At 72.1% G+C, this 23,242-nt stretch carries 24 protein-coding genes; 17 read left to right on the plus strand and 7 right to left on the minus strand.

Annotation, left to right across the window (positions count from 1 at the left end):
• Positions 1-4 precede the first annotated feature (4 nt).
• Complete coding sequence (locus DEI95_RS11515; protein WP_111060324.1) at positions 5-1,087, minus strand: glycosyltransferase family 1 protein; 1,083 nt, start codon at positions 1,085-1,087, stop codon at positions 5-7.
• 5 nt (positions 1,088-1,092) lie between these two features.
• The gene (locus DEI95_RS11520) at positions 1,093-2,178 is read right to left on the minus strand and encodes an alpha/beta fold hydrolase (RefSeq protein ID WP_111060304.1); all 1,086 of its coding nucleotides are present in this window, start codon (positions 2,176-2,178) and stop codon (positions 1,093-1,095) included.
• Between the two features lie 88 nt (positions 2,179-2,266).
• Between DEI95_RS11520 and DEI95_RS11525 the strand changes: the two genes are divergently transcribed.
• From DEI95_RS11525 to DEI95_RS11580, 12 genes are all read left to right on the plus strand, one after another.
• Positions 2,267-3,025 carry a 3'-5' exonuclease gene (locus tag DEI95_RS11525; RefSeq protein ID WP_375342308.1) on the plus strand — a complete coding sequence of 253 codons (759 nt, stop codon included), beginning with the start codon at positions 2,267-2,269 and terminating at the stop codon, positions 3,023-3,025.
• A gap of 56 nt (positions 3,026-3,081) precedes the next feature.
• On the plus strand, positions 3,082-4,230 hold the full coding sequence (locus DEI95_RS11530) for a DUF475 domain-containing protein (protein WP_258365884.1): 1,149 nt from the start codon (positions 3,082-3,084) through the stop codon (positions 4,228-4,230).
• 48 nt (positions 4,231-4,278) lie between these two features.
• A complete protein-coding gene (locus DEI95_RS11535; protein ID WP_110824991.1) occupies positions 4,279-4,863 on the plus strand; it encodes a TerD family protein in 585 nt (194 codons plus the stop codon).
• Between the two features lie 43 nt (positions 4,864-4,906).
• A complete protein-coding gene (locus tag DEI95_RS11540; RefSeq protein ID WP_110824992.1) occupies positions 4,907-5,488 on the plus strand; it encodes a TerD family protein in 582 nt (193 codons plus the stop codon).
• A gap of 29 nt (positions 5,489-5,517) precedes the next feature.
• A complete protein-coding gene (locus DEI95_RS11545; protein WP_110824993.1) occupies positions 5,518-6,096 on the plus strand; it encodes a TerD family protein in 579 nt (192 codons plus the stop codon).
• Positions 6,097-6,165: 69 nt separating this feature from the next.
• On the plus strand, positions 6,166-7,386 hold the full coding sequence (locus tag DEI95_RS11550; protein ID WP_110824994.1) for a toxic anion resistance protein: 1,221 nt from the start codon (positions 6,166-6,168) through the stop codon (positions 7,384-7,386).
• 18 nt (positions 7,387-7,404) lie between these two features.
• Positions 7,405-7,977: a hypothetical protein gene (locus tag DEI95_RS11555; protein ID WP_110900218.1), complete on the plus strand. Its 573-nt coding sequence runs from the start codon at positions 7,405-7,407 to the stop codon at positions 7,975-7,977.
• On the plus strand, positions 7,974-8,534 hold the full coding sequence (locus DEI95_RS11560) for a TerD family protein (RefSeq protein WP_110824996.1): 561 nt from the start codon (positions 7,974-7,976) through the stop codon (positions 8,532-8,534). Before DEI95_RS11555 ends, DEI95_RS11560 begins: the two co-directional genes overlap by 4 nt.
• Before the next feature lie 353 nt (positions 8,535-8,887).
• Positions 8,888-9,451 (plus strand): hypothetical protein, encoded by a 564-nt coding sequence (locus DEI95_RS11565; RefSeq protein WP_146243649.1) that lies wholly within the window; start codon positions 8,888-8,890, stop codon positions 9,449-9,451.
• A gap of 3 nt (positions 9,452-9,454) precedes the next feature.
• Complete coding sequence (locus DEI95_RS11570; RefSeq protein WP_110900216.1) at positions 9,455-10,621, plus strand: HpcH/HpaI aldolase/citrate lyase family protein; 1,167 nt, start codon at positions 9,455-9,457, stop codon at positions 10,619-10,621.
• Entirely contained in the window at positions 10,618-13,275 is a 2,658-nt protein-coding gene (locus DEI95_RS11575; protein ID WP_111060306.1) for a phosphoribosyltransferase domain-containing protein, read from the plus strand. The genes DEI95_RS11570 and DEI95_RS11575 overlap by 4 nt, the downstream gene beginning before the upstream one ends.
• A complete protein-coding gene (locus DEI95_RS11580; RefSeq protein WP_111060307.1) occupies positions 13,272-14,093 on the plus strand; it encodes an HAD family hydrolase in 822 nt (273 codons plus the stop codon). The genes DEI95_RS11575 and DEI95_RS11580 overlap by 4 nt, the downstream gene beginning before the upstream one ends.
• A 130-nt stretch (positions 14,094-14,223) precedes the next feature.
• Here the strand turns inward: DEI95_RS11580 and DEI95_RS11585 are convergent, their stop codons facing one another.
• The 3 genes from DEI95_RS11585 to glgA form a co-directional block, all read right to left on the minus strand.
• Positions 14,224-14,472, minus strand: a complete 249-nt coding sequence (locus tag DEI95_RS11585) for a type B 50S ribosomal protein L31 (RefSeq protein ID WP_017887280.1) — start codon at positions 14,470-14,472, stop codon at positions 14,224-14,226.
• Positions 14,473-14,582: 110 nt separating this feature from the next.
• Positions 14,583-15,365: an ABC transporter ATP-binding protein gene (locus tag DEI95_RS11590; protein ID WP_111060308.1), complete on the minus strand. Its 783-nt coding sequence runs from the start codon at positions 15,363-15,365 to the stop codon at positions 14,583-14,585.
• Positions 15,366-15,490: 125 nt separating this feature from the next.
• Positions 15,491-16,687: a glycogen synthase gene (gene glgA / locus DEI95_RS11595; RefSeq protein WP_110825002.1), complete on the minus strand. Its 1,197-nt coding sequence runs from the start codon at positions 16,685-16,687 to the stop codon at positions 15,491-15,493.
• Positions 16,688-16,734: 47 nt separating this feature from the next.
• On the opposite strand from glgA, the gene glgC reads away from it, so the two are divergent.
• Positions 16,735-17,976 carry a glucose-1-phosphate adenylyltransferase gene (gene glgC, locus DEI95_RS11600; RefSeq protein ID WP_110825003.1) on the plus strand — a complete coding sequence of 414 codons (1,242 nt, stop codon included), beginning with the start codon at positions 16,735-16,737 and terminating at the stop codon, positions 17,974-17,976.
• Positions 17,977-18,090: 114 nt separating this feature from the next.
• The gene (gene serB, locus DEI95_RS11605) at positions 18,091-18,729 is read left to right on the plus strand and encodes a phosphoserine phosphatase SerB (protein WP_110825004.1); all 639 of its coding nucleotides are present in this window, start codon (positions 18,091-18,093) and stop codon (positions 18,727-18,729) included.
• Between the two features lie 132 nt (positions 18,730-18,861).
• Here serB and fabG read toward each other — a convergent pair whose 3' ends face one another.
• On the minus strand, positions 18,862-19,575 hold the full coding sequence (gene fabG, locus DEI95_RS11610) for a 3-oxoacyl-ACP reductase FabG (protein ID WP_110825005.1): 714 nt from the start codon (positions 19,573-19,575) through the stop codon (positions 18,862-18,864).
• Between the two features lie 165 nt (positions 19,576-19,740).
• On the opposite strand from fabG, the gene DEI95_RS11615 reads away from it, so the two are divergent.
• Genes DEI95_RS11615 through DEI95_RS11625 form a run of 3 tightly spaced genes read left to right on the plus strand, consistent with a single transcriptional unit; the run spans position 19,741 to position 21,496 of the window.
• Entirely contained in the window at positions 19,741-20,244 is a 504-nt protein-coding gene (locus tag DEI95_RS11615) for a DUF3099 domain-containing protein (protein WP_110891510.1), read from the plus strand.
• Entirely contained in the window at positions 20,244-20,519 is a 276-nt protein-coding gene (locus DEI95_RS11620) for a hypothetical protein (protein WP_111060325.1), read from the plus strand. The genes DEI95_RS11615 and DEI95_RS11620 overlap by 1 nt, the downstream gene beginning before the upstream one ends.
• Positions 20,516-21,496 (plus strand): SURF1 family protein, encoded by a 981-nt coding sequence (locus tag DEI95_RS11625; protein ID WP_111060309.1) that lies wholly within the window; start codon positions 20,516-20,518, stop codon positions 21,494-21,496. The genes DEI95_RS11620 and DEI95_RS11625 overlap by 4 nt, the downstream gene beginning before the upstream one ends.
• Positions 21,497-21,534: 38 nt before the next feature.
• Here DEI95_RS11625 and DEI95_RS11630 read toward each other — a convergent pair whose 3' ends face one another.
• The gene (locus tag DEI95_RS11630; protein ID WP_110825008.1) at positions 21,535-23,133 is read right to left on the minus strand and encodes an ABC-F family ATP-binding cassette domain-containing protein; all 1,599 of its coding nucleotides are present in this window, start codon (positions 23,131-23,133) and stop codon (positions 21,535-21,537) included.
• Between the last annotated feature and the right edge of the window lie 109 nt (positions 23,134-23,242).

Here is a 23,242-nt window from a genome sequence, read left to right on the forward strand (position 1 = left end):
GCCCTCAGCTCCGCCGACGCCGCGACCGGTCGGCCACGGCCCGCTCGACCGCCTGCGTGACGCGCTCGGCGGAGTCTTGCCACCGGAACCGGGCCGCCTGCGCGACGGAGGCCGACGACGCTGCGTCCCAGCGGGCCTCCAGGCGGCGGACGGCGGCCGCGACGGCGGACGGTGACGACGGGTCGAAGTACTCCGCCGCGTCGCCGCCGATCTCGCGGAAGATCGGGACGTCGCTGACGACGACCGGTGTGCCGACGCCCATCGCCTCGACGAGCGGGATGCCGAACCCCTCGTCGAACGAGGCGGTCGCGAGCGCCGTGGCGGAGCGGAGGACGGCGAGGTACTCGTCGTCGGTCGCTCCGTCGTGGAACACGAGCGCGCCGGCGGGCGCGAGCCGCTGCAACCGCGTGCGGTCGGCGGCGGTGACACGGGACATGCAGTGCAGCGTCCAGTCCGGACCGAGCAGGGGCAGCGCCGCGGCGAGCGTCTCGACGTTCTTGTACGGCATGAACGAGCCCATGTACACGAGCGACTTCGTCCGTCCACCGTCGGCGGCCCGTGGCTCGGCCGGGTCGGCCGCGTTGTACGCGACGGTGACCGGGCGGGTCGTGAGACGGTGCTCGGCGATGAGGCCCGCCGTCGTCCCGGAGACGGTCACGACACCGTCGGCCCCGTTCAGCAGGAGGCGCTGCGGCCACCACGCCAGGTGGAATGCCCGCCAGCCGAGACGCAGCGGCCACGCGAACTCCCGCGGTGGCGTCCGGTTCCGGTAGTAGATGAGGTCGTGCAGGGTCAGCACGAGCGCGTACCGGCGCCCGCGTGAGCCCATCGTCTGCATGGGCGAGAAGACCGCGTCGAGGCCGAGCCGGTTGACGTGCCGCGCGACGAGGGGCTCGCCGGGGTCGGTCGGCGCCGGGATGCGTTCCCACGACACTCCCCCGGGCAGCGAGGCCAGCTGGCGTTCGTCGGACACGAGCAGGACGTGGTCGTGTCGGTCGGGCAGGTGCGCGGCGATCCCCGCGGTGAAGCGGCTGATCCCGTCGTGTCGACCGATCCGGACGTACCGGCAGTCGATGCCGATGCGCAGGCGCGTCACGAGGGGTCGCCTCCCGTCCGGCGAGTGCGGTCCGCAGCGCCACCGGTCGGTCCCTCGGGAGCGTTCGGTCCCTCCGGCGCGGTCGGTCGGCGCGTGGCGCTCGCCCGGCGTGGGGTGCTCGCCCGCTTCCGTCGGCCGGGAGCGCCCGGGGCGGGGTCCGCCATCCGGCGCAGGACCGCCGCGGCCGCCGCGGCCGGCGTCTCGTAGTGCACGAGGTGACCGACCTCCGGCACGACGACGAGCTCGGCGTCGCGGAGTCGCGACGCGAGGGCACGCTGCTCCGGCACGGCCGTGATGTCGTCACGCTCGGCGGCGACCATGAGCACCGGCACCGCGATCCGGTCGGCGAACTGCGAGACGTCGGAGGTGACCGAGGTCCGGAACGCCTCGAGGACGCTGGTCCGGTTCGCGAACGCCGAGAAGTACCGGTCGTGCTGGTCGTGCACCCAGCGGCGGACCGTCGGGTCGGCGGACTTCAGCATCGCGATGCTCATCGCGCGGACGATCCCGCGGTTGCGCAGCAGCCCGAGGCCGAGCGCACGGGGCAGCCGGGCGCCGAGCCGGTAGTACGCGATCGCGACGGCCGTGCCGATCGCCCGTGGACCCTGCAGGGCCGGGGCGGCGATGGGGTTGACGAGGACGAGCAGGCGCGTGTCGAGCCCGGCGGCCACCGACGCGGCGACGACGATCGAGCCGAACGAGTGCCCGAGGACGACGGTGTCGCCGTCGAGTCCGAGCGCGGAGTGGAAGCCGTCGACCCAGGCGACGTACGCGTCGAGGTCCGCAGTCGGGAGCGGGTCCGACGTGCCGAAGCCGGGCAGGTCGGGCACGATGACGCGCACGCCCGACGGGTGCCCGGCCACGAGGTGCGCCGCGACGGACTCGAGCCCGTGGTGGTCCCCACGGAAGCCGTGCACCGCGAGCACGGTCGCCGGAGGTGCGTTGCGGGCACGGCCCTCGGCGCCGACCGCCGGCCCGTACTCCCAGTAGTGCGTGGTCCGGCCGTCGACCTGGACCGCGCGGTGCACGACGGGGGTCGCCGCCAGGAGCGACTGGTACGGGGACAGCACGGGCGGTTGCATCCGCGCCAGTCTAGGGAAGCCCTCCGGCGTGCGCCGTGACCCGTCCTGCGGGTCCCGCCGTGTCGGTGCGGTTGGCTAGCCTGGCCGCGTGACCTCCCCCGCTGCCGCCGTCGACCCATCGACCCGGCCCCCGCAGGACCTGACGACCCGACCGTGGTGGCACGCGCTGGGCGTCTTCGACCTCGAGACCACCGGCATCGACGTCGAGACCGCCCGCATCGTCACCGCCCACGTCGGGCTGATCGACATGACCGGGCGCTCCATCGTCGAGGGTGCGTGGCTCGCCGACCCCGGTGTCGCGATCCCGGAGCAGGCGTCCGCGGTGCACGGGATCACGACCGAACGTGCACGGGCGGAGGGTCGGCCGGCCGGCGAGGTCGTCGCCGAGATCGTCGCCGCGGTCGAGGCCGTGTTCGCCCGCGGGATCCCCCTGGTCATCTACAACGCCCCGTACGACCTCACCGTCCTCGACCGGGAGGCGAAACGGCACGGCATCGCCTCCCCCGTCATCGGCAACGTCGTCGACCCGCTCGTCATGGACAAGGCGCTCGACACCTACCGCAAGGGCAAGCGCACGCTCGAGGCCGCGTCGGCGTGCTACGGGGTCCGGCTCGACGACGCGCACGACGCCGGCGCGGACGCCATCGCCGCCGGACGGGTCGCGCAGGCCATCGCCGCGAAGTACCCCGACGACCTCGCGATCAGCGCCGAGGAGCTCCACCGCAAGCAGGTCGCCTGGTGCTCGGAGCAGGCGACCTCGTTCCAGGAGTACATGCGGGCGAAGCGTGACCCGACGTTCACCGCGGACGGCCGGTGGCCCCGTCGCCACTCGGCCCTGGGCATGTAGCATTCCGAACGGGGCGTGCTCGACCGTGCCGTCCCCCTGACGACGCACCACGCACCATGGGGAGATCCGCGCACGTGTTCCTGAAGACCTTCGGGTGGTCCCTGGCCATCACCGTGATCGCCCTGGCCGTGGCGCTCGTGTACGGCGGGTGGAGCGCGGTCATCATCACCGCCATCCTCGGCGTGCTCGAGATCAGCCTCAGCTTCGACAACGCGGTCGTCAACGCCCGCATCCTCGAGCGGATGAACCCGTTCTGGCAGAAGATGTTCCTCACCGTGGGCATCGTCATCGCCGTCTTCGGCATGCGCGTGCTCTTCCCGCTGCTCATCGTCGGGGTCACGGCGTCGCTCAACCCCGTCGAGGCCGTCCAGCTCGCGCTCGAGAAGGGCCCGATCGACGAGCCCGGCACGTACGCGTACCTGCTGCACGAGGCACACCCGCAGATCGCCGCCTTCGGTGGCATGTTCCTGCTCATGATCTTCCTCGACTTCATGTTCGAGGAACGCGAGATCCTGTGGCTGAAGTGGCTCGAGGCACCGCTGCTGTTCATCGGCAAGCTCCCGATGGTCAACGTCGTCGTGGCCCTCGTGGTCCTCGCGATCGCGGGCACCACCGCCGGCGACCACCAGTCGATCGTCCTCGTCTCCGGGATCGCCGGACTCGTCACCTACTTCCTCGTGACCGGTCTCGGCGGGCTGTTCGACGTCGACGACCCGGAGGACGACGGCAACTCGTTCGAGAACACCGGCGAGATGGTGGCCGAGGCGAACCGGATCAGCGGCAAGCGCAAGGTCGGCACAGTCGCCGGCAAGGCCGCGTTCCTGCTGTTCCTCTACCTCGAGGTCATCGACGCGTCGTTCTCGTTCGACGGCGTCATCGGCGCCTTCGCGATCACCGCCGACCCGATCATCATCGCGCTCGGCCTCGGCCTCATCGGTGCCCTGTTCGTCCGGTCTCTCACCGTATTCCTGGTCCGACAGGGCACGCTGGACGAGTTCGAGTACCTCGACCACGGTGCGCACTGGGCGATCGGTGCCCTCGCGGCGATCCTGCTCATCACGATCACCACCGAGGTGAACGAGGTCGTCACCGGCCTGATCGGCGTCGTGTTCATCATCGCCGCGTTCATCTCCTCGGTGGTCCGCAACAAGCACAAGACCGGCGAGCACCAGCCCGCCGACCAGCACGTCCCCGTCGCCTCCTGACACCAGGGGCGACCGCTCCACCGCAACCACGACGAAGGGTTCACCGCCATGGGTCTCAGCCTCCAGAAGGGCCAAGCGCTCTCGCTCACGAAGAACGACGGGAGCGCACTGACCCGCGTCCGGCTCGGTCTCGGGTGGGACGCCGTCACGACCAAGCGCGGCCTGTTCGGTCGCAAGGCAGCCGACGTCGACCTCGACGCCTCTGCGATCTTCTTCGGTGCCGACGGCCAGCCGGTGGACTACGTGTGGTTCAACCAGCTCCGGAGCAAGGACGGCTCCGCGCAGCACACCGGCGACAACCTGACCGGCGACGGTGACGGCGACGACGAGGTCATCCGGATCGACCTCAGCGCGGTGCACGGTGCCGTCCAGCAGATCGTGTTCGTGATCAGCAGCTACAGCCGGCAGACGTTCGACAACGTGCAGAACGCGTTCTGCCGGGTGGTCGACGACTCGACGGCCGGCGCTCCCGAGGTCGCCCGCTACCAGCTCACCGACTCCGGGCAGCACACCGCGATGGTCATGGCGAAGGTGTCCCGCACGGGAGCAGGATGGACCTTCACCGCGATCGGTGAGCGGGCCGACGGCCGGACCGTGCAGGACCTCGTCGGTCCGGCGGCAGCCGCACTCTGACCCGCCCGGACACCGCAGCACCGCACCGACGGAAGGACGATCGATGGCGACCCTCTCGCTCTCGAAGGGCAACAACCTCTCGCTGACCAAGACCGACCCGGGCCTGCGCAGGGCGATGATCGGGCTCGGCTGGGACCCGCGCACGACCGCGGGCGAGCAGTTCGACCTCGACGCTTCCGCCCTGCTCGTCGGCGCGAACGGCAAGGTCCGCTCGAACGACGACTTCATCTTCTACAACCAGCTGCAGTCGGTCGACGGCTCCGTGGTGCACCAGGGCGACAACCGCACCGGTGAGGGCGACGGGGACGACGAGCAGATCCTCATCGACCTCGACCTCGTGGCCGCGGACGTCGCGCGCGTCGTCATCGTCGTCACCATCGACCAGGCCGACGCCCGGCACCAGAACTTCGGGCAGGTCCGTGGTGCGTTCTGCCGCGTGGTGAACGACGAGACCGGCAACGAGGTCGTCCGCTTCGACCTCACCGAGGACGCGGCCTCGGAGACCGGCATGATCTTCGCCGAGATCTACCGGTACGACGGCGAGTGGAAGTTCCGCGCCGTCGGCCAGGGCTACGCCACCGGACTCCGCGGCGTCGCGACCGACTACGGCGTCGTGCTCGACTGACGCTCCCCTCCAACCCGAAAGGACCGATCATGGCCGGACTCTCCCTCAGCAAGGGCGGCAACCTCTCCCTCACCAAGACGAGCCCGGGACTCACCGTCGCCACCGTCGGCCTCGGTTGGGACCCGCGCACCACCGCCGGCGAGGCCTTCGATCTCGACGCCTCGGCACTGCTCGTCGGCGCCGACGGCAAGGTGCGCTCGGACGCCGACTTCATCTTCTACAACCAGCCCCGCAGCGCGGACGGTTCCGTCGAGCACAAGGGCGACAACCGCACCGGTCAGGGCGACGGTGACGACGAACAAATCGTCATCGACCTGCAGAGCCTGCCGGCCGACGTCGACCGCGTGGTCGTCGTGGTGTCGATCGACCAGGGTGAGGCCCGCCGCCAGAACTTCGGACAGGTGCGCAGCGCCTACTCACGGGTGCTCGACCAGGACGGCACGGAGATCGTGCGCTTCGACCTGTCCGAGGACGCCGCTCCGGAGACCGCGATGATCTTCTCGGAGATCTACCGCAACGGCGCCGAGTGGAAGTTCCGTGCGGTCGGCCAGGGCTACCAGTCCGGGCTCGCCGGCGTCGCGACCGACTTCGGCGTCAACCTCAGCTGACCCGCCGGGCCACCACCCTGGCCCGCTCCGCACCACCCCGTCCTCCCACCACGTCACAGGAGACCACCGATGCCCGGACCGCTCGCTCCGCCGGAGCCCACCGACCCGTCCCAGGACGCACTCGTCCTCCGCGCTGCCGACGCCGCCGAGGTCGTCACGCCGGACGACGCCCCGGGGATGGTGCCGGTGGACGCCGGTCGTCAGGCGCAGATCGCGGCCCAGGCCCGTGAGTTCGTGGACGAGGTCGCGGGCCTCGACCCGCGGTCGCCGGCGTTCACCGAGAAGGTCGACGGCATCAACGCCATCGCGAGCTCGGAGATCGCCCGGTCGGGCGGCTTCTCGTCCCGCATGCTGGAGCGCTCGCAGTCCTCGGTGGCGGGCGCCAAGCGCACCGGCGACGGCGCCCAGGTGAAGGTCGCGACGACCCTCGGTGACCTGCGCTCCACCGTCGAGGACCTCACGCCGAACCAGGCCGACCTCAGCACGGGCCGGAAGATCCTCGGCATGATCCCCGGCGGCAACAAGCTGGCGAAGTACTTCCAGCGCTACGAGTCGGCGCAGACCCAGCTCGACAAGATCATCAAGTCGCTCATGGCGGGGCAGGACGAACTCCGCAAGGACAACGCGACCCTCGCTGACGAGAAGGTCCAGCTGTGGGAGACCATGCAGCAGCTGAGCGAGTACGCCGTGTTCGCGAAGGCCCTCGACGCGGCCACCGTGTCGAAGATCGAGAGCCTACGGAACGGCGGTCGGGTCGACGAGGCGCAGAAGCTCGAGTCCGACGTGCTGTTCCCCGTGCGCCAGCGGCACCAGGACATCCTGACGCAGCTCGCCGTGTCCGTGCAGGGCTACCTGGCCATGGACCTCGTGCGGAAGAACAACACGGAGCTCATCAAGGGCGTCGAGCGCGCCCGCACCACGACCATCGCGGCGCTCCGCACGGCCGTCGTCGTGGCGCAGGCCCTCGCGAACCAGAAGATGGTGCTCGACCAGATCGACGCGGTGAACAACACCACGAACGCGATGATCCTGCAGACCAGCGAGATGCTCCGTGACCAGACCACGCGGATCCACGAGCAGGCGACGAACTCCGGTGTGAGCGTCGAGACGCTGCAGAAGGCGTTCGACAACGTGTTCCAGACCATGGACGCGATCGACTCGTTCCGCTCGCAGGCCGCGCAGAACATGTCGTCGACGGTCTCGGCGCTCGAGTCGGGCATCCAGCGCGCGAAGCCGTACCTGGAGCGGGCCCGCCAGGGCGACGACGACCAGCGATCGGTCACGCGATGACGACCGCGGTCGACTCCCGTGCGTGACCGTCTCCGCGCACTGTTCGGCCGCGACGACGACGACCCGGACCGCCGTGTCGCCGACCCCGATGCCGAGACACCCGCGTCGGCGGCGGCCGCTGCTGCCGCACGCATCGACGTCCGCGGGTCGGGTGGGGCCGCCGACGACGCGACCGCGGCTGCCGGCCTCGACGACCTCCGTGCCTTCGTGCGCGCCGCCGGGGCCGACCTCCCGACCGTCGTGTCCTCGCGGGTGCGCCACGTGGAGGACCTGCTGCGCGACGCCGCCGGCACCGTGATCGCCCGGGGCGCGTCGACGGAGCAGCGGTACCTGTTCCAGGCCGTCGTCGACGACTACCTGCCCACGCCCGTCCGCACGTACCGGTCCCTGCCCCCGTCGGACCGCACCCCGGACAGCACCGCCACGGCGACCCTCGCCGGCCAACTCGACGTCGTCGCGGAGACGGTGGAGGACATGCACGAACAGATCAGGAGCGGCGCGATCGCCGAGCTCTCCTCGCACGGCCGGTTCCTCCGGGACCGCCTCGGTGACGGTGACGAGGGTCTGCGTCTGCGTGGAGCGGACTCGTGAGCGGGCGGCTCGTCCCGGGAGCGAACGCCGCCGTCACGGCTGAGAACCCGGGGCTCACGGCCGTGGTCGTCGGCATCTCGTGGGACCAGATCGCGAGCCGCGGCCCGTCCGCGGAACTCGTCCCGGTCGCGATCGTGTGCGGGCCCGACGGACGGGTGCTGTCGGACGACGACCTGGTGTTCTTCAACCAGCTCGAGAACGCGGACGCCTCGGTGCGGTACCTCGACGAGTCCGACCAGGAGGAGATCGACGTCGACCTCGCCTCGGTCCCGGACACGGTCGACAAGATCGTCTTCGCGGTCTACCTCGACCCGGACCCGCGGTCACCGAAGGACCTCGGCTCGGTGCGCTCGATGTCCGTCCGGGTGAGCACACCGGACGGTCGGGAACTCCTCGTCTTCCCGCTGCCGTCCGAACGCAACCACATGATCGACGCGGTCATCCTCGGCGAGCTGTACCGCCACCGGTCGGAGTGGAAGTTCCGCGCCGTCGGTCAGGGGTACACGACGGGGCTGACGGGGCTGCGCGCCGACCACGGCATCGGCCGCTCGCGATGACGGCAGGGCACCCGTTCCTCCGCCGGCGCGTCCGTCCCACCCCGCCCGGCCAGGAGGCCCGTCCCGGCGCCGCAACGCCTGGTGCGTCGCATGCGTCGCCCGCTCTCGGCACCGCGGGCACCGGCTCTCCCGTCGGACGGCCGCCGGCCCCGCCGCCACACGTGTCCCCGGCGTCGAGCGGGCAGTCGCAGGCGAGCGGTTCCGGTTCCGGGCTCAGCCTGTCCTTCGGCCGACCGGCACCGACGTCCGGTGTGGGGCATGCGGCTTCCGCCCCGCCGACGACCGGCCACTCGGTTCCCGGTTCGGCGACGACGGCCGCCCCGTCGACCCGGTCCACGCACGCCTCCACCCCGGTGTCCGGTACGACCCGCTCGGACCGTGTCGCCCGTCGCCTGGCCGAGCGCGCCTCCCGGATCCGTCCCTTCCCGGCACCGGACCCCCGTGACGTCCGCGTCCTCGGACCGGACGAGCCCGTCGCCCGCATCGACCGTCGCCGGTCGGCCGTGGGGGCGCTGCGCATCACCGGGTCCACGAGCGTCGCCTGGGAGTCCGTCGACCGCGTCGTCGGCGCCACCACGGTGGACGGCGCCACCGCCGGACGGGCTGTGCAGACGTCCGGCAACCGACCGCTCGTCGGGTACGACGGGCGCGACGTCCTCGTCTCCCTCCGGCACGTCCGCGATCTCCGGCGTGCCCTCGTGATGTGCCGGGGGCAGGAGCGTCTCGTCGTGGCCCTGCAGGACGGCACGACCCTGGCCGTCGACCCCGGCGACGCGGACACCACGGTGATCCTGGCGCTCTCCGTCATCGACGGTGAACTCGAGCTCCGCGCCGAGCCGTTCCCCCGGGCGTCCCACGACGGGGACGTCTTCGCCGCGTTCGGGTTCGTCCTGTCCGCCCCGACAGTCGGAGTCTGATCCGTGCGCCACTTCGCCGCCGTTCCCGACCAGGAACAGCTGTTCCTCCGCCCGCCCGAGGACGTCACCCGGGACAGCGACCAGGACCTCCGCGCGGTGGCCCTCGGTGCGACGCTGTACACGCCGGGGATCCGCCCCGACCTCGTCCGCGACGTCCGCCGGCAGACCGAGCTCGGTGCCGGGTCGATCGTGCTCTGCCTCGAGGACTCCGTCGGCGACGACGACCTGCCGCGCGCCGAGGCGAACGTGGAGGCAGCACTCCGGACCCTGACCGAGGACGCCGACCCGGCCACGCTGCCGCAACTGTTCCTGCGCGTCCGGACACCCGAACACCTCACCCGGCTCGTGGACCGGCTCGGCGACCGTGCGCTCGACGTGCTCAGCGGCATCGTCCTGCCGAAGTTCGAGAACAGCGACGGTGTCGGAGCCCGGTGGTTCGAGGTGCTCGACGCGGCGAACGCCGGGCGCGGGTCCGACCGTCGGTTGCTCGTCATGCCGATCCTGGAGTCGCCGGCGATCATGCACCGCGAGTCCCGGACGGACGCCCTCGCCGACGTGCACGACCTCCTGCTCGCCCGCCGCCGGGACGTGCTCGCCGTGCGCATCGGCGCCACCGACCTGTCGAGCGTGTACGGCCTCCGGCGCCCCTCGCACCTGACCGTGTACGACGTGCAGGTGCTCGCGTCCGTGATCGGCGACGTGGTGAACGTCCTCGGCCGCGCGCGGGACGGCTTCGTCGTCGCCGGGCCGGTGTGGGAGCACTACCCGGACTCCGACCGCGTGTTCCGCACGCAGCTCCGGGCGTCGCCCTTCCAGGAGGCCGGCGACCTGGCGCTCCGCCGGCAGCTGCTCCTCGAGGGGTTCGACGGGCTCCTCCGCGAGGTCACCCTCGACCAGGCGAACGGTCTCACCGGCAAGACCGTCATCCACCCGAGGCACGTGCCGCTCGTGCACGCCATGTCGGTGGTCAGCGACGAGGAGTTCTCCGACGCGTCGGACGTGCTCGCGAACGCCTCGGGCGGGGTCGCCGCGTCGAGGTACGGCAACAAGATGAACGAGATGAAGCCGCACCACGCCTGGGCGGAACGCACGATGCTGCGGGCCCGGGCGTTCGGTGTGACCACCCCGGACGTGACCTACGTCGACCTGCTCGAGCGGAGCCTCCCGTGACCACGACCACGTTGCCGACCCCCGCCGACCTCGGTGTCGAGCTCGTCGACGACCGGACGGCCCCGGGCGACACGACCGTCCCGCTGTCGTCGCTCGTGCGGCTCGCGCTCCGCCGCAACCCGAAGCGGGCGCACCTGCTCGTCTCGACGGTGCTCGCGAAGCACGTCCCGACGGTACCGGCGGTCGCGCTCCTGGCCGGCGAGGCGCTCGGCGCACGCGTGGCCGACGTGCTCGACGGCGGCGCGCGCTTCGACGCCGGCGCCGCGGGCCGCTTCCGCGCGGTGCTCGACGCGCAGGCCTCGGCGGGCGACGCCGCAGCACACGACGCGCTCCACCGGACCGCGACGACGCTGCGGACGGACCTCGCGGCCTCCCGTCCGACCCACCCCGAGGCCCTGGTCCTCGGCTTCGCGGAGACCGCGACCGCGCTCGGCGCCCTGGTCGCCGAGTCGCTCGGCGCCGCGACCCTGCACTCCACCCGGCACGAGCTCCCCGGTGTGGCCGCGGCAGCGGGCTTCGACGAGGCGCACTCGCACGCCACCGCGCACCGGCTGCTCCCGGCGCACGACGACTGGTTGCCGACCGACGGCACGGTCGTCCTCGTCGACGACGAGCTCAGCACGGGTGCGACGGCGCGCGCCACCATCCGCGCCCTGCACGCCCTCGCACCGCAGCGGCAGTGGGTGGTGGCCGCACTCGTCGACCTCCGCTCCGACGCCGACGTCGCCGCGACCGATGCCCTCGCCGTCGAACTCGGGGCCCCCGTGGCCGTGGTCGCGCTCGGTCGCGGGCACGTGACGCTCCCCGCGGACCTCCCCGCGACGGCCGCGGAGCTCGTCGCGGCCCTCGCCACCCCGCTCGACGCACCCGGTCCGCTCGACGCCGACAGCCCGGAGGGCCACGACGTCGCGCCGGACGGCGGCGGGACCGCGGACGGGAGGCCCGTCCCGGACCCGGCACGCGCCTCCCGTCCCGACGCGGTCACCGTGGTGACCGCCGCGCCCACCGCGGTCGACCGGACCGGCACGCCCGCGTCCCGCGTCCGCACCCCGCGCACCGACGTCGAGGGCACCGCCGCCGACCTCGCGACCGTCCTCGGCGAGGCGCCGGGCCGGGTCCTCGTGCTCGGCACCGAGGAGCACATGGCGACCCCGCTCGCGGTGGCCGATGCCCTCCGCCGTCGGACGGGTGCCGACGTCCTGTCCTCCACGAGCACCCGCTCCCCCGTCGCCGTCCTCGACGACCCCGCGTGGCCCATCCGGTCCGGGATCCGCCACCGCTCGCACGACGACACCGTCGACGGTCCCGGTGAGCGCTGTGCGTACAACGTGCGCGGGTTCGACGCGGTCGTCGTGGTGCCGGAGCCGGGCACCGACCCGGCCCGGTTGCAAGGTCCGGACGGGCTGCTCCCGGCCCTCGCCGCCGTGACCCCCCGCGTCGTGCTCGTGACGAGCGCGCTCGCGGACGCCGACGACCGAGCGCAGCGCGACGGTGGGACACCTCCCCGCCCGCTCACCGGGCCGTCCTTCGGCTCCTACGAGCCCGACGACGTCACCTGGCTGCTGCAGGACCTGGCGGACGCCGCCCTCGAGGCGGACACCGCCGACCGGGAGCGTGCGATCCAGCTCGAGGGCGCGAACTACGCCGAGTCGTTGCCGGTCGAGTACGTGCCGACCGAGGCGTACGAGGAGCTGTACCGCGACGCCCTCGACCGCTCGGCCGACCGCATCGCGGAAGCGGTCGGCATCGTCACCGACCTCGTGCTCCGCGACCGGCCGCACGCCGTGCTCGTGTCCCTCGCGCGCGCCGGCACCCCGGTCGGGATCCTCATGCGCCGGTGGGCCGCAGAACAGCGCGGTCTCCGGCTCCAGCACTACACCGCGAGCATCGTCCGCGGGGTCGGCATCGACGAGACCGCGCTCCGCTGGCTCGCGGCGCACCACGACCCGGCGCAGGTCGTCTTCGTCGACGGGTGGACGGGGAAGGGCGCCATCACGCGCGAACTCACGGACGCGCTCGACCGGTTCGCGGCGACCGACGGCGTGCGGTTCGGCGACGAGCTGGCCGTCCTCGCCGACCCGGCCGGGTGCACCCCGCTGCACGGGACCCGTGACGACTACCTCGTGCCCTCCGCGTGTCTCAACTCGACGGTCTCCGGACTCGTGTCCCGGACCGTCTTCAACCGGTCCTGGACGCCCGAGGGGACGCTGCACGGTGCGAAGCAGTACCGCGAGCTCGCCGGCCGTGACCGTTCCCGGTCCTTCGTCGCGACGATCGCCGCCCGGTTCGCGGCGGTCCGCTCCCGGGTGGACGCGGCCGTGGCCGCGGACGGCGGACCGACGACCCGTGCCGTCGACTGGCGCGGCATGCGGACGGTCGAGGCGATCGGCGCCGAGTACGGCATCGAGGACCTGCACCTCGTCAAGCCCGGCGTCGGTGAGACCACCCGCGTCCTGCTCCGGCGGGTGCCGTGGCAGGTGCTCGTGCGCGATCCCGACGACGTCGACATCGCGCACGTCGTCGCCCTCGCCCGGGAGCGCGGCGTCCCGGTCGTGACCCGGCCCGACCTCTCCTACAGCTGCGTCGGGCTCATCCACCCGCTCGGCAGCCGCGTGACCGGGTCCGCCGCCACGACCACTGGAGCCGACGCATGACCGCCCTCGTCGGGTTCGACCTCGACCGCACCGTGGTCTACTCGTCCGCCGCGCTGATGCTCGGCGGCCCGGACGAAGCTGCGCCCTCCCTCGTCGTCACCGAGGTGTACCAGGGCCTGCCGCTGTCCTTCATGACCCGCGCGGCGGAGCGTGCCCTGGCTGACCTCGCCGCAGCCGCCGTCGTCGTGCCGGTGACCACCCGGACGGTCGCACAGTACCGGCGGATCCGCCTGCCGCTGCCGCCCACGGGCTGGGCGGTGACCACGAACGGTGCGGTCGTCCTGCACGACGGGGAGCCGGACCCCGCGTGGACCGAGACGCTCCGCGAGGAGATGGCAGCGACGTCGGCGCCGCTGCCGGAGGTCGAGCAGCGCTTCGCGACCGATCTGCCGGCCGGGGCGGTCCTCCGTACCCGTCGCGCCGAGGACCTGTTCGTGTACGCCATCGTCGAGCGCTCGGAGCTGCCGGACGCGGCGGTCGAGTCGTTCGCCGGTGACCTCGCCGAGCTGGGCTGGCGGGTGTCGGTGCAGGGCCGGAAGCTCTACGCGGTCCCGGCGCCGATCCGGAAGGAACGAGCCCTGGCCGCCGTCGCCGAGCGGATCGGTGCGACCCGGACCGTCGCCGCCGGGGATTCGCTCCTCGACCGGGAGATGCTCGCCTGGGCGGACGTCGCGATCCGCCCCGCACACGGCGAACTGCACGCCGTCGGTTGGTCGGCGCCGAACCTCGTCGTCACCGCGGCGCAGGGCGTGCTCGCGGGCGAGGAGCTCATCGGGCTCGCGGCTGCGGCGGTGGCGGACGTGCCGGCGTCCGTCTGAGGCCGCGTCCGTCCGCGTCCGCCTCTGCTGCGTCAGCCCCTGCTGCGTCCGCCTCTGCTGCGTCAGCCCCCGGACGACGAACGGGCGGCCCTCCCTGAGGAGGACCGCCCGTCCGGCGCTGGGAGGCTGCTTACTTGCTGAAGCCCTTGAAGCGCTGGTTGAACTTCTCGACGCGGCCGGCCGAGTCGAGGATGCGCTGCTTGCCCGTGTAGAACGGGTGCGAGGCGGACGAGATCTCGACGTCGATGACCGGGTAGGTCGCACCGTCGAGCTCGATGGTCTTGTCGCTGTTCGCGGTCGAACGCGTCAGGAACGTCTCACCGGAAGCCAGGTCACGGAAGACGATGGCGCGGTACTCGGGGTGGGTGTCGGTCTTCATGGGGATTCCTCGGTGGATCGCGATGACGGAAGATGGGAAGTCGTTGGCGGACGCCAGCCGTCCACGTTACCAGAACGCGGGACGGATCGGGAGCGCCGCCGTCGGGTGTGTCAGACCGCGCGGGCGGTCCAGCGCCCGGCGTCCTTCGAGACGGTGAGCTCGACGCCGAACGCGGTGGTCAGCGTGTCGGCGGTCAGGACCTCGTCGATCGGGCCCGCGGCCTGCACGTGACCGTCCGACAGGACCAGGGCGTGCGTGAAGCCCGCCGGGATCTCCTCGACGTGGTGGGTCACGATGACGATCGCCGGCGAGTCCTCGCTCTGCGCGTAGCCGCCGAGGGTGCGCACCAGGCTCTCGCGGGCCCCGAGGTCGAGCGAGGCGGCCGGCTCGTCGAGGAACAGCACCTCGGGGTCGGTCATCACGGCGCGGGCGATCTGGACCCGCTTCTGCTCGCCGTCGCTCAGCTCGCCGAAGGTCCGGTCGGTGAAGGCGCCGAGGCCCCACTCCTCGAGCACGCGCTGCGCACGACGGACGTCGAGCTCCTCGTACTCCTCGTTCCAGCGGCCCGTGACCGAGTACGCGGCGGTGAGCACGACGTCGATGACCTTCTCGGTCACCGGGATCCGGCGCGCCAGGGCGGTCGACGCGAAGCCGATCCGCGGGCGGAGGTCGAACAGGTCGGCGCCGCCGAGCTCGGTGCCGAGGACCTCGACGTCACCCGACGTCGGGAAGGTCTGCGCGCCGGCGACCTGCAGCAGCGTGGTCTTGCCGGCACCGTTCGCACCGAGCACCACCCAGCGCTCGTCGTCCCGCACCTCCCACGAGATCCCGTCGAGGATGGTGGCCCCGTTGCGGACCACGGAGACGTCTGACAAGCGCACGACCGAGGGCATGCACCCAGCCTACGCGAGCGGGCTCCGCTCCCCCGTCAGCGCCGCGCTCGACGGGCAGGAGCCGCGACGGACGGGAGGCCCGGTGCCGGTCACGGGGACCGGCACCGGGCCTCCAGGCCGGCGCGTCAGCGCCCGGCGAGGACCTGGTCGTAGACCGCGCGCGTCTTCGTGGCGATGGCGCCCCAGGTGAACTCGCTCTCGACCCGCAGGCGACCGGCGCGGCCCATGAGCTTCGCGAGCCCGAGGTCGCCGAGTACTTCATTGAGGGTCGCGGCGAGGTCCGCGACGTACCGATCCGGGTCGGTCGGGGTGCCGGTGCCGTCGGTCGCCTGGTCGATCGGCACGATCCGACCGGTCAGCCCGTCGGCGACGACCTCGGGGATCCCGCCGGTCTTCGTGCCGACGACGGGGATGCCGCACGCCATGGCCTCGAGGTTGACGATCCCGAGCGGTTCGTAGATCGACGGGCAGACGAACACCGTCGCGCTCGACAGCACGTGCACGATCTCGCGGTGCTCGAGCATCCGGTCGATCCAGACGACGCCGCTGCGACGGGTCCGGAGGTCCTCGACGAGTCCGGTGACCTCGGCGAGGATCTCGGGTGTGTCGGGCGCGCCGGCACAGAGCACGACCTGGACGTCCTCGGGCAGCGAGGCCACCGCGCGGAGCAGGTACGGCAGGCCCTTCTGCCGGGTGATGCGGCCGACGAAGACGACGCTCGGGCGGTCCGGGTCGATGCCGAGCGCGCGGACGGCGTCGTCGTCGCGTTCGGGCTTCCAGTCGTCGATGTCGATGCCGTTGTAGACGACCTTGACGCGGTCCGGGTCGATCGACGGGTACGAGCGGAGGATGTCCGCGCGCATCGCCTTCGACACCGCGACGACGCCGTCGGCGTTCGTGAACGCCTCGCGCTCCATCCAGCTCGACAGGCGGTAGCCGCCGCCGAGCTGCTCGGCCTTCCACGGGCGGAGCGGCTCCAGGCTGTGCGCGGTCACGACGTGCGGGATGCCGTGCGTCAACTGCGCCAACCGGCCCGCGGAGTTCGCGTACCAGGTGTGGGAGTGCACGAGGTCGGCACCCTCGACGTCCGCCGCGATCTGCACGTCGGTGCCGAGCGCCTGGAGCGCGCCGTTCGCCTGTTCGAGGCCGGCGGGGGTGCGGTACGCCCACACGCCCTCCTCGTCGCGGAACCCGCCGAACGCCCGGACACGGACGTCGGTGTCCGTCCCGGACCGCAGCGCCGCGGTCAGCTGGGCAACGTGGACACCGGCTCCGCCGTACACCTCTGGCGGATACTCCCTGGTCAGTAGATCGACTCGCACGCGTTCACGGTAACGGTTTCCCAGTGCTGACGCCTACTGTGAACGACATGGCAACGAAGAAGGTATTCGGCATCGTCCTCGCCGGCGGCGAGGGCAAACGACTCATGCCGCTCACCGCGGACCGTGCGAAGCCGGCCGTGCCGTTCGGTGGGAACTTCCGCCTCGTGGACTTCGCGCTGTCGAACCTGGTCAACTCCGGGCTCCAGCGCATCGTCGTCCTGACGCAGTACAAGTCGCACTCACTGGACCGGCACGTCTCGCAGACCTGGCGCATGGAGGGGCTGCTCGGCTCCTACGTGGCCTCGGTCCCCGCGCAGCAGCGGCTCGGCAAGCGCTGGTTCGCCGGCTCGGCCGACGCGATCCTGCAGTCCCTCAACCTGATGCGCGACGAGCGGCCCGACATCGTCGTCGTGGTCGGCGCCGACCACGTGTACCGGATGGACTTCTCACAGATGGTGGAGGCCCACATCGCCTCCGGTCGCAGCGCCACCGTCGCCGCGATCCGGCAGCCGATCGAGCTCGCCGACCAGTTCGGCGTCATCAAGGTCGACGACGCGGACCCGACCCGCATCGAGGCCTTCCTCGAGAAGCCGAAGGACGCCACCGGCCTGCCGGACTCCCCGGGCGAGGTGCTCGCGTCGATGGGCAACTACGTCTTCGACGCCGACGCCCTCGTCGACGCGGTCCTGCGGGACGGCCAGATCGAGACGTCGAACCACGACATGGGTGGCGACATCATCCCGGACTTCGTCGCGCGCGGCGACGCCGGCGTCTACGACCTGCAGCGCAACGAGGTGCCCGGGTCGAACGATCGCGACAAGTACTACTGGCGGGACGTGGGCACGATCGACTCGTTCTTCGACGCGCACATGGACCTCATCGCACCCGTGCCCGTCTTCAACCTGTACAACCAGGACTGGCCGATCTTCAACCAGCAGACGAACCTGCCCCCGGCCAAGTTCGTGCGCGACGCGAACGGCAACACCGGCGCGACGGTCGACTCGATCGTCTCCCTCGGGTGCCTGCTCTCCGGCGCCCAGGTCGAACGCAGCGTCATCGGCCCGTGGGCGACCATCGACTCGCAGGCGCGGGTCCTCGACTCGATCGTCTTCGAACGGGCGACCATCGGGGCGGGTGCCGTGGTGAACCGCGCGATCCTCGACAAGGACGTCGTCCTCGCCCCCGGTGCCTCGGTCGGTCTCGACCGCGAGGCCGACGAGGCCCGCGGGTTTACCGTGACCGACTCCGGGATCACCGTCGTCGGCAAGGGCGTCCGCGTCGAGGCCTGAGCCACCGTCCGACCCGACGAGGACCCCGTCGCCCGCTCCGGGTGGCGGGGTCCTCGTCGTCGGCCGTGACGCCGGCCACCGTCACACGACCGGGCGTCCCGGTAGCGTGGTCGGGTGCCGCGCTTCCTCGTCGTCCTCGATGCCGACTCCACCCTGCTCGAGGACGAGGTCATCGAACTCCTCGCCGACGCCGCCGGGACCCGGCCACGTGTCCAGGCTGTCACGGAGCGGGCCATGCGCGGCGAGATCGACTTCGCGGCGAGCCTCCGGGAGCGGGTCGCGACGCTGGCGGGCCTCCCGGTCGGGGTGTTCGCCGAGGCGCAGCAGGCCGTCCGGGTCACGGACGGTGCGCGCGAGCTCGTCGAGGGCGTCCACGCCGCCGGTGGGACGGTCGGCGTCGTGTCGGGCGGGTTCCACGAGGTCCTCGACCCGTTCGCCGACGCACTCGGGCTGGACCACTGCCGGGCGAACCGCCTCGAGGTGCGCGACGGCGTGCTGACCGGCCAGGTGCTCGGGGCCGTCGTCGACGCACGGGCGAAGGCGGACTCGCTGCTCGCCTGGGGCGCGGCGGACGGGGTCGACCCGGCACGCACGGTGGCGGTGGGCGACGGCGCGAACGACCTCGGGATGATGGCCGTCGCGGGGCTCGCCGTCGCGTTCGACGCGAAGCCCCGGGTCCGCGCCGAGGCCGACGTGGCCGTGGTCGACCGCGACCTGTCAGTCGTCCTCGCGGCGCTCGGCCTGCGCGGCTGAGGCCAGCCACCGGGGCGTCGCCGCGCGGCGCGCTGCCTGCGCCGACCACCGGTCAGCCGGACGGGCGGCCACAGGCGCTGCCCGGGACGGACCCGGAGCCGCAGCCAGGGACGGCCCCGGAGGCGCAGCCCGTCAGTGGCCCATGCCGAGGCCGCCGTCGACCGGGATGACCGCGCCCGAGATGTAGCCGGCACCGTCGCCGGCCAGGAACAGCGTCGCGTCCGCGACGTCGTCCACGCTGCCGTAGCGCGCGGCCGGGATCGCCTTCTTGAACTCGGCCTGCAGCTCCTCCGAGAGGGCAGCGGTCATGTCCGTCTGGATGAACCCGGGAGCGACGACGTTCGCGGTGATGCCGCGTGACCCGAGCTCGCGCGTGATCGAACGGGCCATGCCGACCAGGGCGGCCTTCGACGACGCGTAGTTGACCTGCCCGATCTGACCGTAGGCGCCGACGACGCTCGACATGAGGACGATCCGGCCGAACTTCGCCTTCATCATCCCCTTCGTCGCGCGCTTGACCACGCGGAAGGTCCCGGTGAGGTTCGTGTCGACCACGCTCGTGAAGTCCTCCTCCGACATGCGGAGCAGGAGCTGGTCGTTCGTGATGCCGGCGTTCGCGACGAGCACCTCGACCGGGCCGAGCGCGGCCTCGACCTCGGTGAAGGCACGGTCGACCGATGCGGTGTCGGTGATGTCCGCCTGCACGGTGAGCGCACCCTCGGGGCCGCCCTGGCCGTTCCGCGACGTGACCGCGACGCGGTGCCCCGCGGCGACGAACCGGACCGCGAGCGCGTGGCCGATGCCGCGGTTGCCGCCGGTGATGAGGACGGTACGGGGGGTGGTCATGGGCGCTCCGTTCGCTGGTGGTCGATGGCGGTCGCGGACGCCGGGCCCGGACACGCCCGCACGAGCCTAGCGGTGCGCTCCGGGCGAACGGCCGGTCCCCGCACGGGCCCGCCGTTGTCGTACCCCGGGCGTAAACTGGAGGCCGGCAGACGGAGACCCCACCGCATGAACCGCAAGACGCAGAGCACGCAGCGCATCCAGCTCCAGCGCACGACCCCGGAGCACGTCACCGCGCGCCCGACGGCCGCGCAGAACGTCACGACCCTCCCCGACAACCCGGAGATCGACCGCGCCCACCGGCTCTCCCGCTACGTCTGGCAGATGGCGTTCCGCGTCGTCTGCTTCGTGGCGGCGGTGCTCATCTGGAGCGCCTGGCACAGCTGGATCGCGGTCGTGCCCATCGTCGCGGCAGCGATCGTGCCCTGGGTGGCCGTCGTCCTCGCGAACGCGGGCAACCGGACCGGCGGCGACGTCGTCCGCCCCGGCGGCGCCGTCGAGCTGTACGCCGCCGACACCCGCCTCCGCGACGAGCAGGAAGAAGCCCGCGCCCAGGCGTACCGCTCCGAGCAGGAGCGGCTCCGCGACGCCGCGCAGCGCGCGCAGGAGGACTGGCAGCGCAACGGCGACCGGTCGCGGGTGTGGCCGACGCGCAACGGCGGCCGCCGCTGATGGGAGCGACGTTCGACCTGTTCACCGAGCCCGGGGCGACGCCGGTCTGTTCGCGGGCCGGGTGCTCGTCGACGGCGGCCTGGCGTGTGAACTGGCGCAACCCGCGCATCCACGCGGCCGACCGCGTGAAGATCTGGGCGGCGTGTGACGAACACCGCGGCTTCCTCGCGGACTACCTCCGGTCCCGGTCCTTCCCCGTGCGGGTGACCGGCATCGACGAGGACGTGGACGACCTCGACGACTCCGCGGCCCGCGCCGCGGGTGACGGGCGATGACGGACGGCTTCGACCCCGGATCCCGGTATGGTCGCCGCCACGCAGAGCGGCTCCGCCGGGCCGCCGCGCGTCCCGCCGCGGACACGGACGACCACAGCGACGGCACCGGGAGACCGGGCGAGCCGTTCGTCGGGTGGCGCTTCGTCCGGAGCCGCCGGTGGCTCGGGTACTTCGCGATCGCCGTCGCCTTCGCGGTCGTGTGCGCCCTGTTCGGCATGTGGCAGTGGGACCGTCGGAACGAGGCGGTCCGACAGAACGCCCAGATCGCCGCGAACTACGACCACGCTCCGGTCCCCCTCGAGGACGTCCTCCCCCGCGCCGACACGTGGCGCGAGGACCTCACCTGGCTCCGGGTCAGCGTCACCGGCCGGTACGACACCGACCACCAGATGCTCGTCCGGAACCGGGTGCACAACGGTCAGCCCGGGTTCGAGGTGCTCACCCCGCTCGTCACCGTCGACGGCCGGGCGTTCGTCGTGGACCGCGGCTGGGTGCCGACGGGGAACCGCCAGGACAGCCCGGACAACGTCCCCGCCCCGCCGAGCGGGACCGTGAGCGTCGTCGTGCGGTTGCAGGAGTCCGAGCCACGCATCCCCGGCCGCAGCGACCCGGCGGGCTCCGACCAGGTGCAGTCGGTCACGCTCGCCGACGTCGCGGACAAGGCGGGACACCCCATCTGGACCGGTGCCTACGGGCAGCTCGACAGCGAGTCCCCGGCGCCGACCGAGGCCCGACCGCTCGGGTGGGAACGCCCGAGCGCCGACACCGGCCTGCACTTCAGCTACTTCATCCAGTGGTTCCTGTTCGCGGTCGGGGGGTTCGGCTTCCTCGGCTACGTCATGCTGCAGGAGTACCGGAACCTCAACCAGGACGACCCCGAGGAGCGGGAACGCGCGCTCGACCGGCAGCGTCGCAAGGAGACGAAGCCGAAGTCGGACGCCGAGATCGAGGACGAGCTCCTCGAGTCGCGGCGCTGAGCCGGCCGGTCAGCACACGGCCGGCGTCCGCCGCGGCGCTACGCGAGCTCGATGAGCTCCGCGTACTCCTTGTTCCAGTGGTCCTCGGTGCCGTCCGGGAGCAGCAGGACACGCTCCGGGTTGAGCGCCTCCACCGCGCCGGCGTCGTGCGACACGAGGACGACGGCGCCCTCGAAGCCGGCCAGGGCGCCCAGGATCTCCTCGCGCGACGCCGGGTCGAGGTTGTTCGTCGGCTCGTCGAGCAGCAGCACGTTCGCGCCCGAGACCACGATCATCGCGAGCGACAGGCGGGTCTTCTCGCCGCCGGAGAGCACGCCGGCCTTCTTGTAGCCGTCGTCACCCGTGAACAGGAACGAGCCGAGCACCCGACGGGCCTCGGTCTCGTTGAGGTCGGTCGACGCGGAGACCATGTTCTCGATCACCGTGCGGTTGACGTCGATGTTCTCGTGCTCCTGGGCGTAGTAGCCGATGCGCAGGCCGTGGCCGGGCTGGATCTGCCCCGTGTCCGGCTGGTCCGCGCCGGCCAGGATGCGCAGGAGGGTGGTCTTGCCGGCGCCGTTGAAGCCCAGGATGACCACGCGCGAACCGCGGTCGATCGCCAGGTCGACACCCGCGAAGATCTCCAGCGACCCGTAGGACTTCGACAGCCCCTCGGCCATGAGCGGCGTCCGGCCGCACGGAGCCGGCGTGGGGAACCGGATCTTGGCCACCCGATCTGCGACACGCTCGTCCTCGAGACCAGCGAGCAGCTTCTCGGCACGAGCGACCATCTGGTGCGCTGCCGCCGCCTTCGACGCCTTCGCACCGAAGCGGGCGGCCTGGTCCTTGAGCGTCGCTGCCTTCTTCTCGGCACCGGCGCGCTCCTTGCGGCGACGCTCCTCGTCGGCGACGCGCTGCCGCTGGTACAGCTTCCAGCCCATGTTGTAGATGTCGATGGTCTGGCGGTTGGCGTCCAGGTAGAACACGCGGTTGACGACCTCTTCGACGAGCTCGACGTCGTGCGAGATGACGATGACGCCGCCGGGGTAGGTCTTGAGGTGCTCACGCAGCCAGACGACCGAGTCCGCGTCGAGGTGGTTGGTCGGCTCGTCGAGGATCATCGTGTCCGCGTCGGAGAACAGGATGCGCGCGAGCTCGATGCGGCGGCGCTGCCCACCGGACAGCGTCTTCAGCTGCTGGTCGAGGATGCGGTCCGGCAGCTTCAGGTTCGAGGCGATCGACGCCGCTTCCGCCTCGGCTGCGTACCCGCCCAGGGCGTTGAACTCGTCGTCGAGTCGCGAGTAGCGCTTCATCGCCTTCTCGGCGACCGCTGCGTCCTCACTGGCCATGTCGATCGTCGCCTTGCGGATCCCGTCGACGAGCTCGCCGAGACCGCGGGCATCGAGGATGCGCTTCCGCGCCGTGTCCTCCGGGTTGCCGGACCGAGGATCCTGCGGCAGGTAGCCGATCTCGCCGGAGCGGTCGATCTTGCCGTCGGTCGGGGCGGTCTCCCCCGCCAGCGCCTTGGTCATCGTGGTCTTGCCGGCGCCGTTGCGGCCGACGAGGCCGATCTTGTCCCCCCGCTCGACGCGGAAGGACACGTTCTCCATCAGGAGGCGAGCCCCGACGCGGATCTCGAGGTCGTGCACGGCAAGCACAGAGGTCGTCCAATCACTTGGTGGATGTGCACAACGGTGTGTGCGGGAGGTGCACCGCTACGCTGACGGGACCGATGGTCCGAAACGGACCAGCAGTCCATTCTAGGAG

The organism is Curtobacterium sp. MCBD17_008 (assembly GCF_003234475.1).
Lineage (GTDB): Bacteria > Actinomycetota > Actinomycetes > Actinomycetales > Microbacteriaceae > Curtobacterium.

Bases quoted from the DNA above. Each gene is read 5' to 3' on its own strand.
- DEI95_RS11520 (WP_111060304.1), bottom strand. From the start codon at position 2,178: ATGCAACCGCCCGTGCTGTCCCCGTACCAGTCGCTCCTGGCGGCGACC.
- DEI95_RS11530 (WP_258365884.1), top strand. From the start codon at position 3,082: ATGGGGAGATCCGCGCACGTGTTCCTGAAGACCTTCGGGTGGTCCCTG.
- DEI95_RS11535 (WP_110824991.1), top strand. From the start codon at position 4,279: ATGGGTCTCAGCCTCCAGAAGGGCCAAGCGCTCTCGCTCACGAAGAAC.
- DEI95_RS11540 (WP_110824992.1), top strand. From the start codon at position 4,907: ATGGCGACCCTCTCGCTCTCGAAGGGCAACAACCTCTCGCTGACCAAG.
- DEI95_RS11545 (WP_110824993.1), top strand. From the start codon at position 5,518: ATGGCCGGACTCTCCCTCAGCAAGGGCGGCAACCTCTCCCTCACCAAG.
- DEI95_RS11550 (WP_110824994.1), top strand. From the start codon at position 6,166: ATGCCCGGACCGCTCGCTCCGCCGGAGCCCACCGACCCGTCCCAGGAC.
- DEI95_RS11580 (WP_111060307.1), top strand. From the start codon at position 13,272: ATGACCGCCCTCGTCGGGTTCGACCTCGACCGCACCGTGGTCTACTCG.
- DEI95_RS11585 (WP_017887280.1), bottom strand. From the start codon at position 14,472: ATGAAGACCGACACCCACCCCGAGTACCGCGCCATCGTCTTCCGTGAC.
- DEI95_RS11590 (WP_111060308.1), bottom strand. From the start codon at position 15,365: ATGCCCTCGGTCGTGCGCTTGTCAGACGTCTCCGTGGTCCGCAACGGG.
- glgC (WP_110825003.1), top strand. From the start codon at position 16,735: ATGGCAACGAAGAAGGTATTCGGCATCGTCCTCGCCGGCGGCGAGGGC.
- fabG (WP_110825005.1), bottom strand. From the start codon at position 19,575: ATGACCACCCCCCGTACCGTCCTCATCACCGGCGGCAACCGCGGCATC.
- DEI95_RS11615 (WP_110891510.1), top strand. From the start codon at position 19,741: ATGAACCGCAAGACGCAGAGCACGCAGCGCATCCAGCTCCAGCGCACG.
- DEI95_RS11620 (WP_111060325.1), top strand. From the start codon at position 20,244: ATGGGAGCGACGTTCGACCTGTTCACCGAGCCCGGGGCGACGCCGGTC.
- DEI95_RS11625 (WP_111060309.1), top strand. From the start codon at position 20,516: ATGACGGACGGCTTCGACCCCGGATCCCGGTATGGTCGCCGCCACGCA.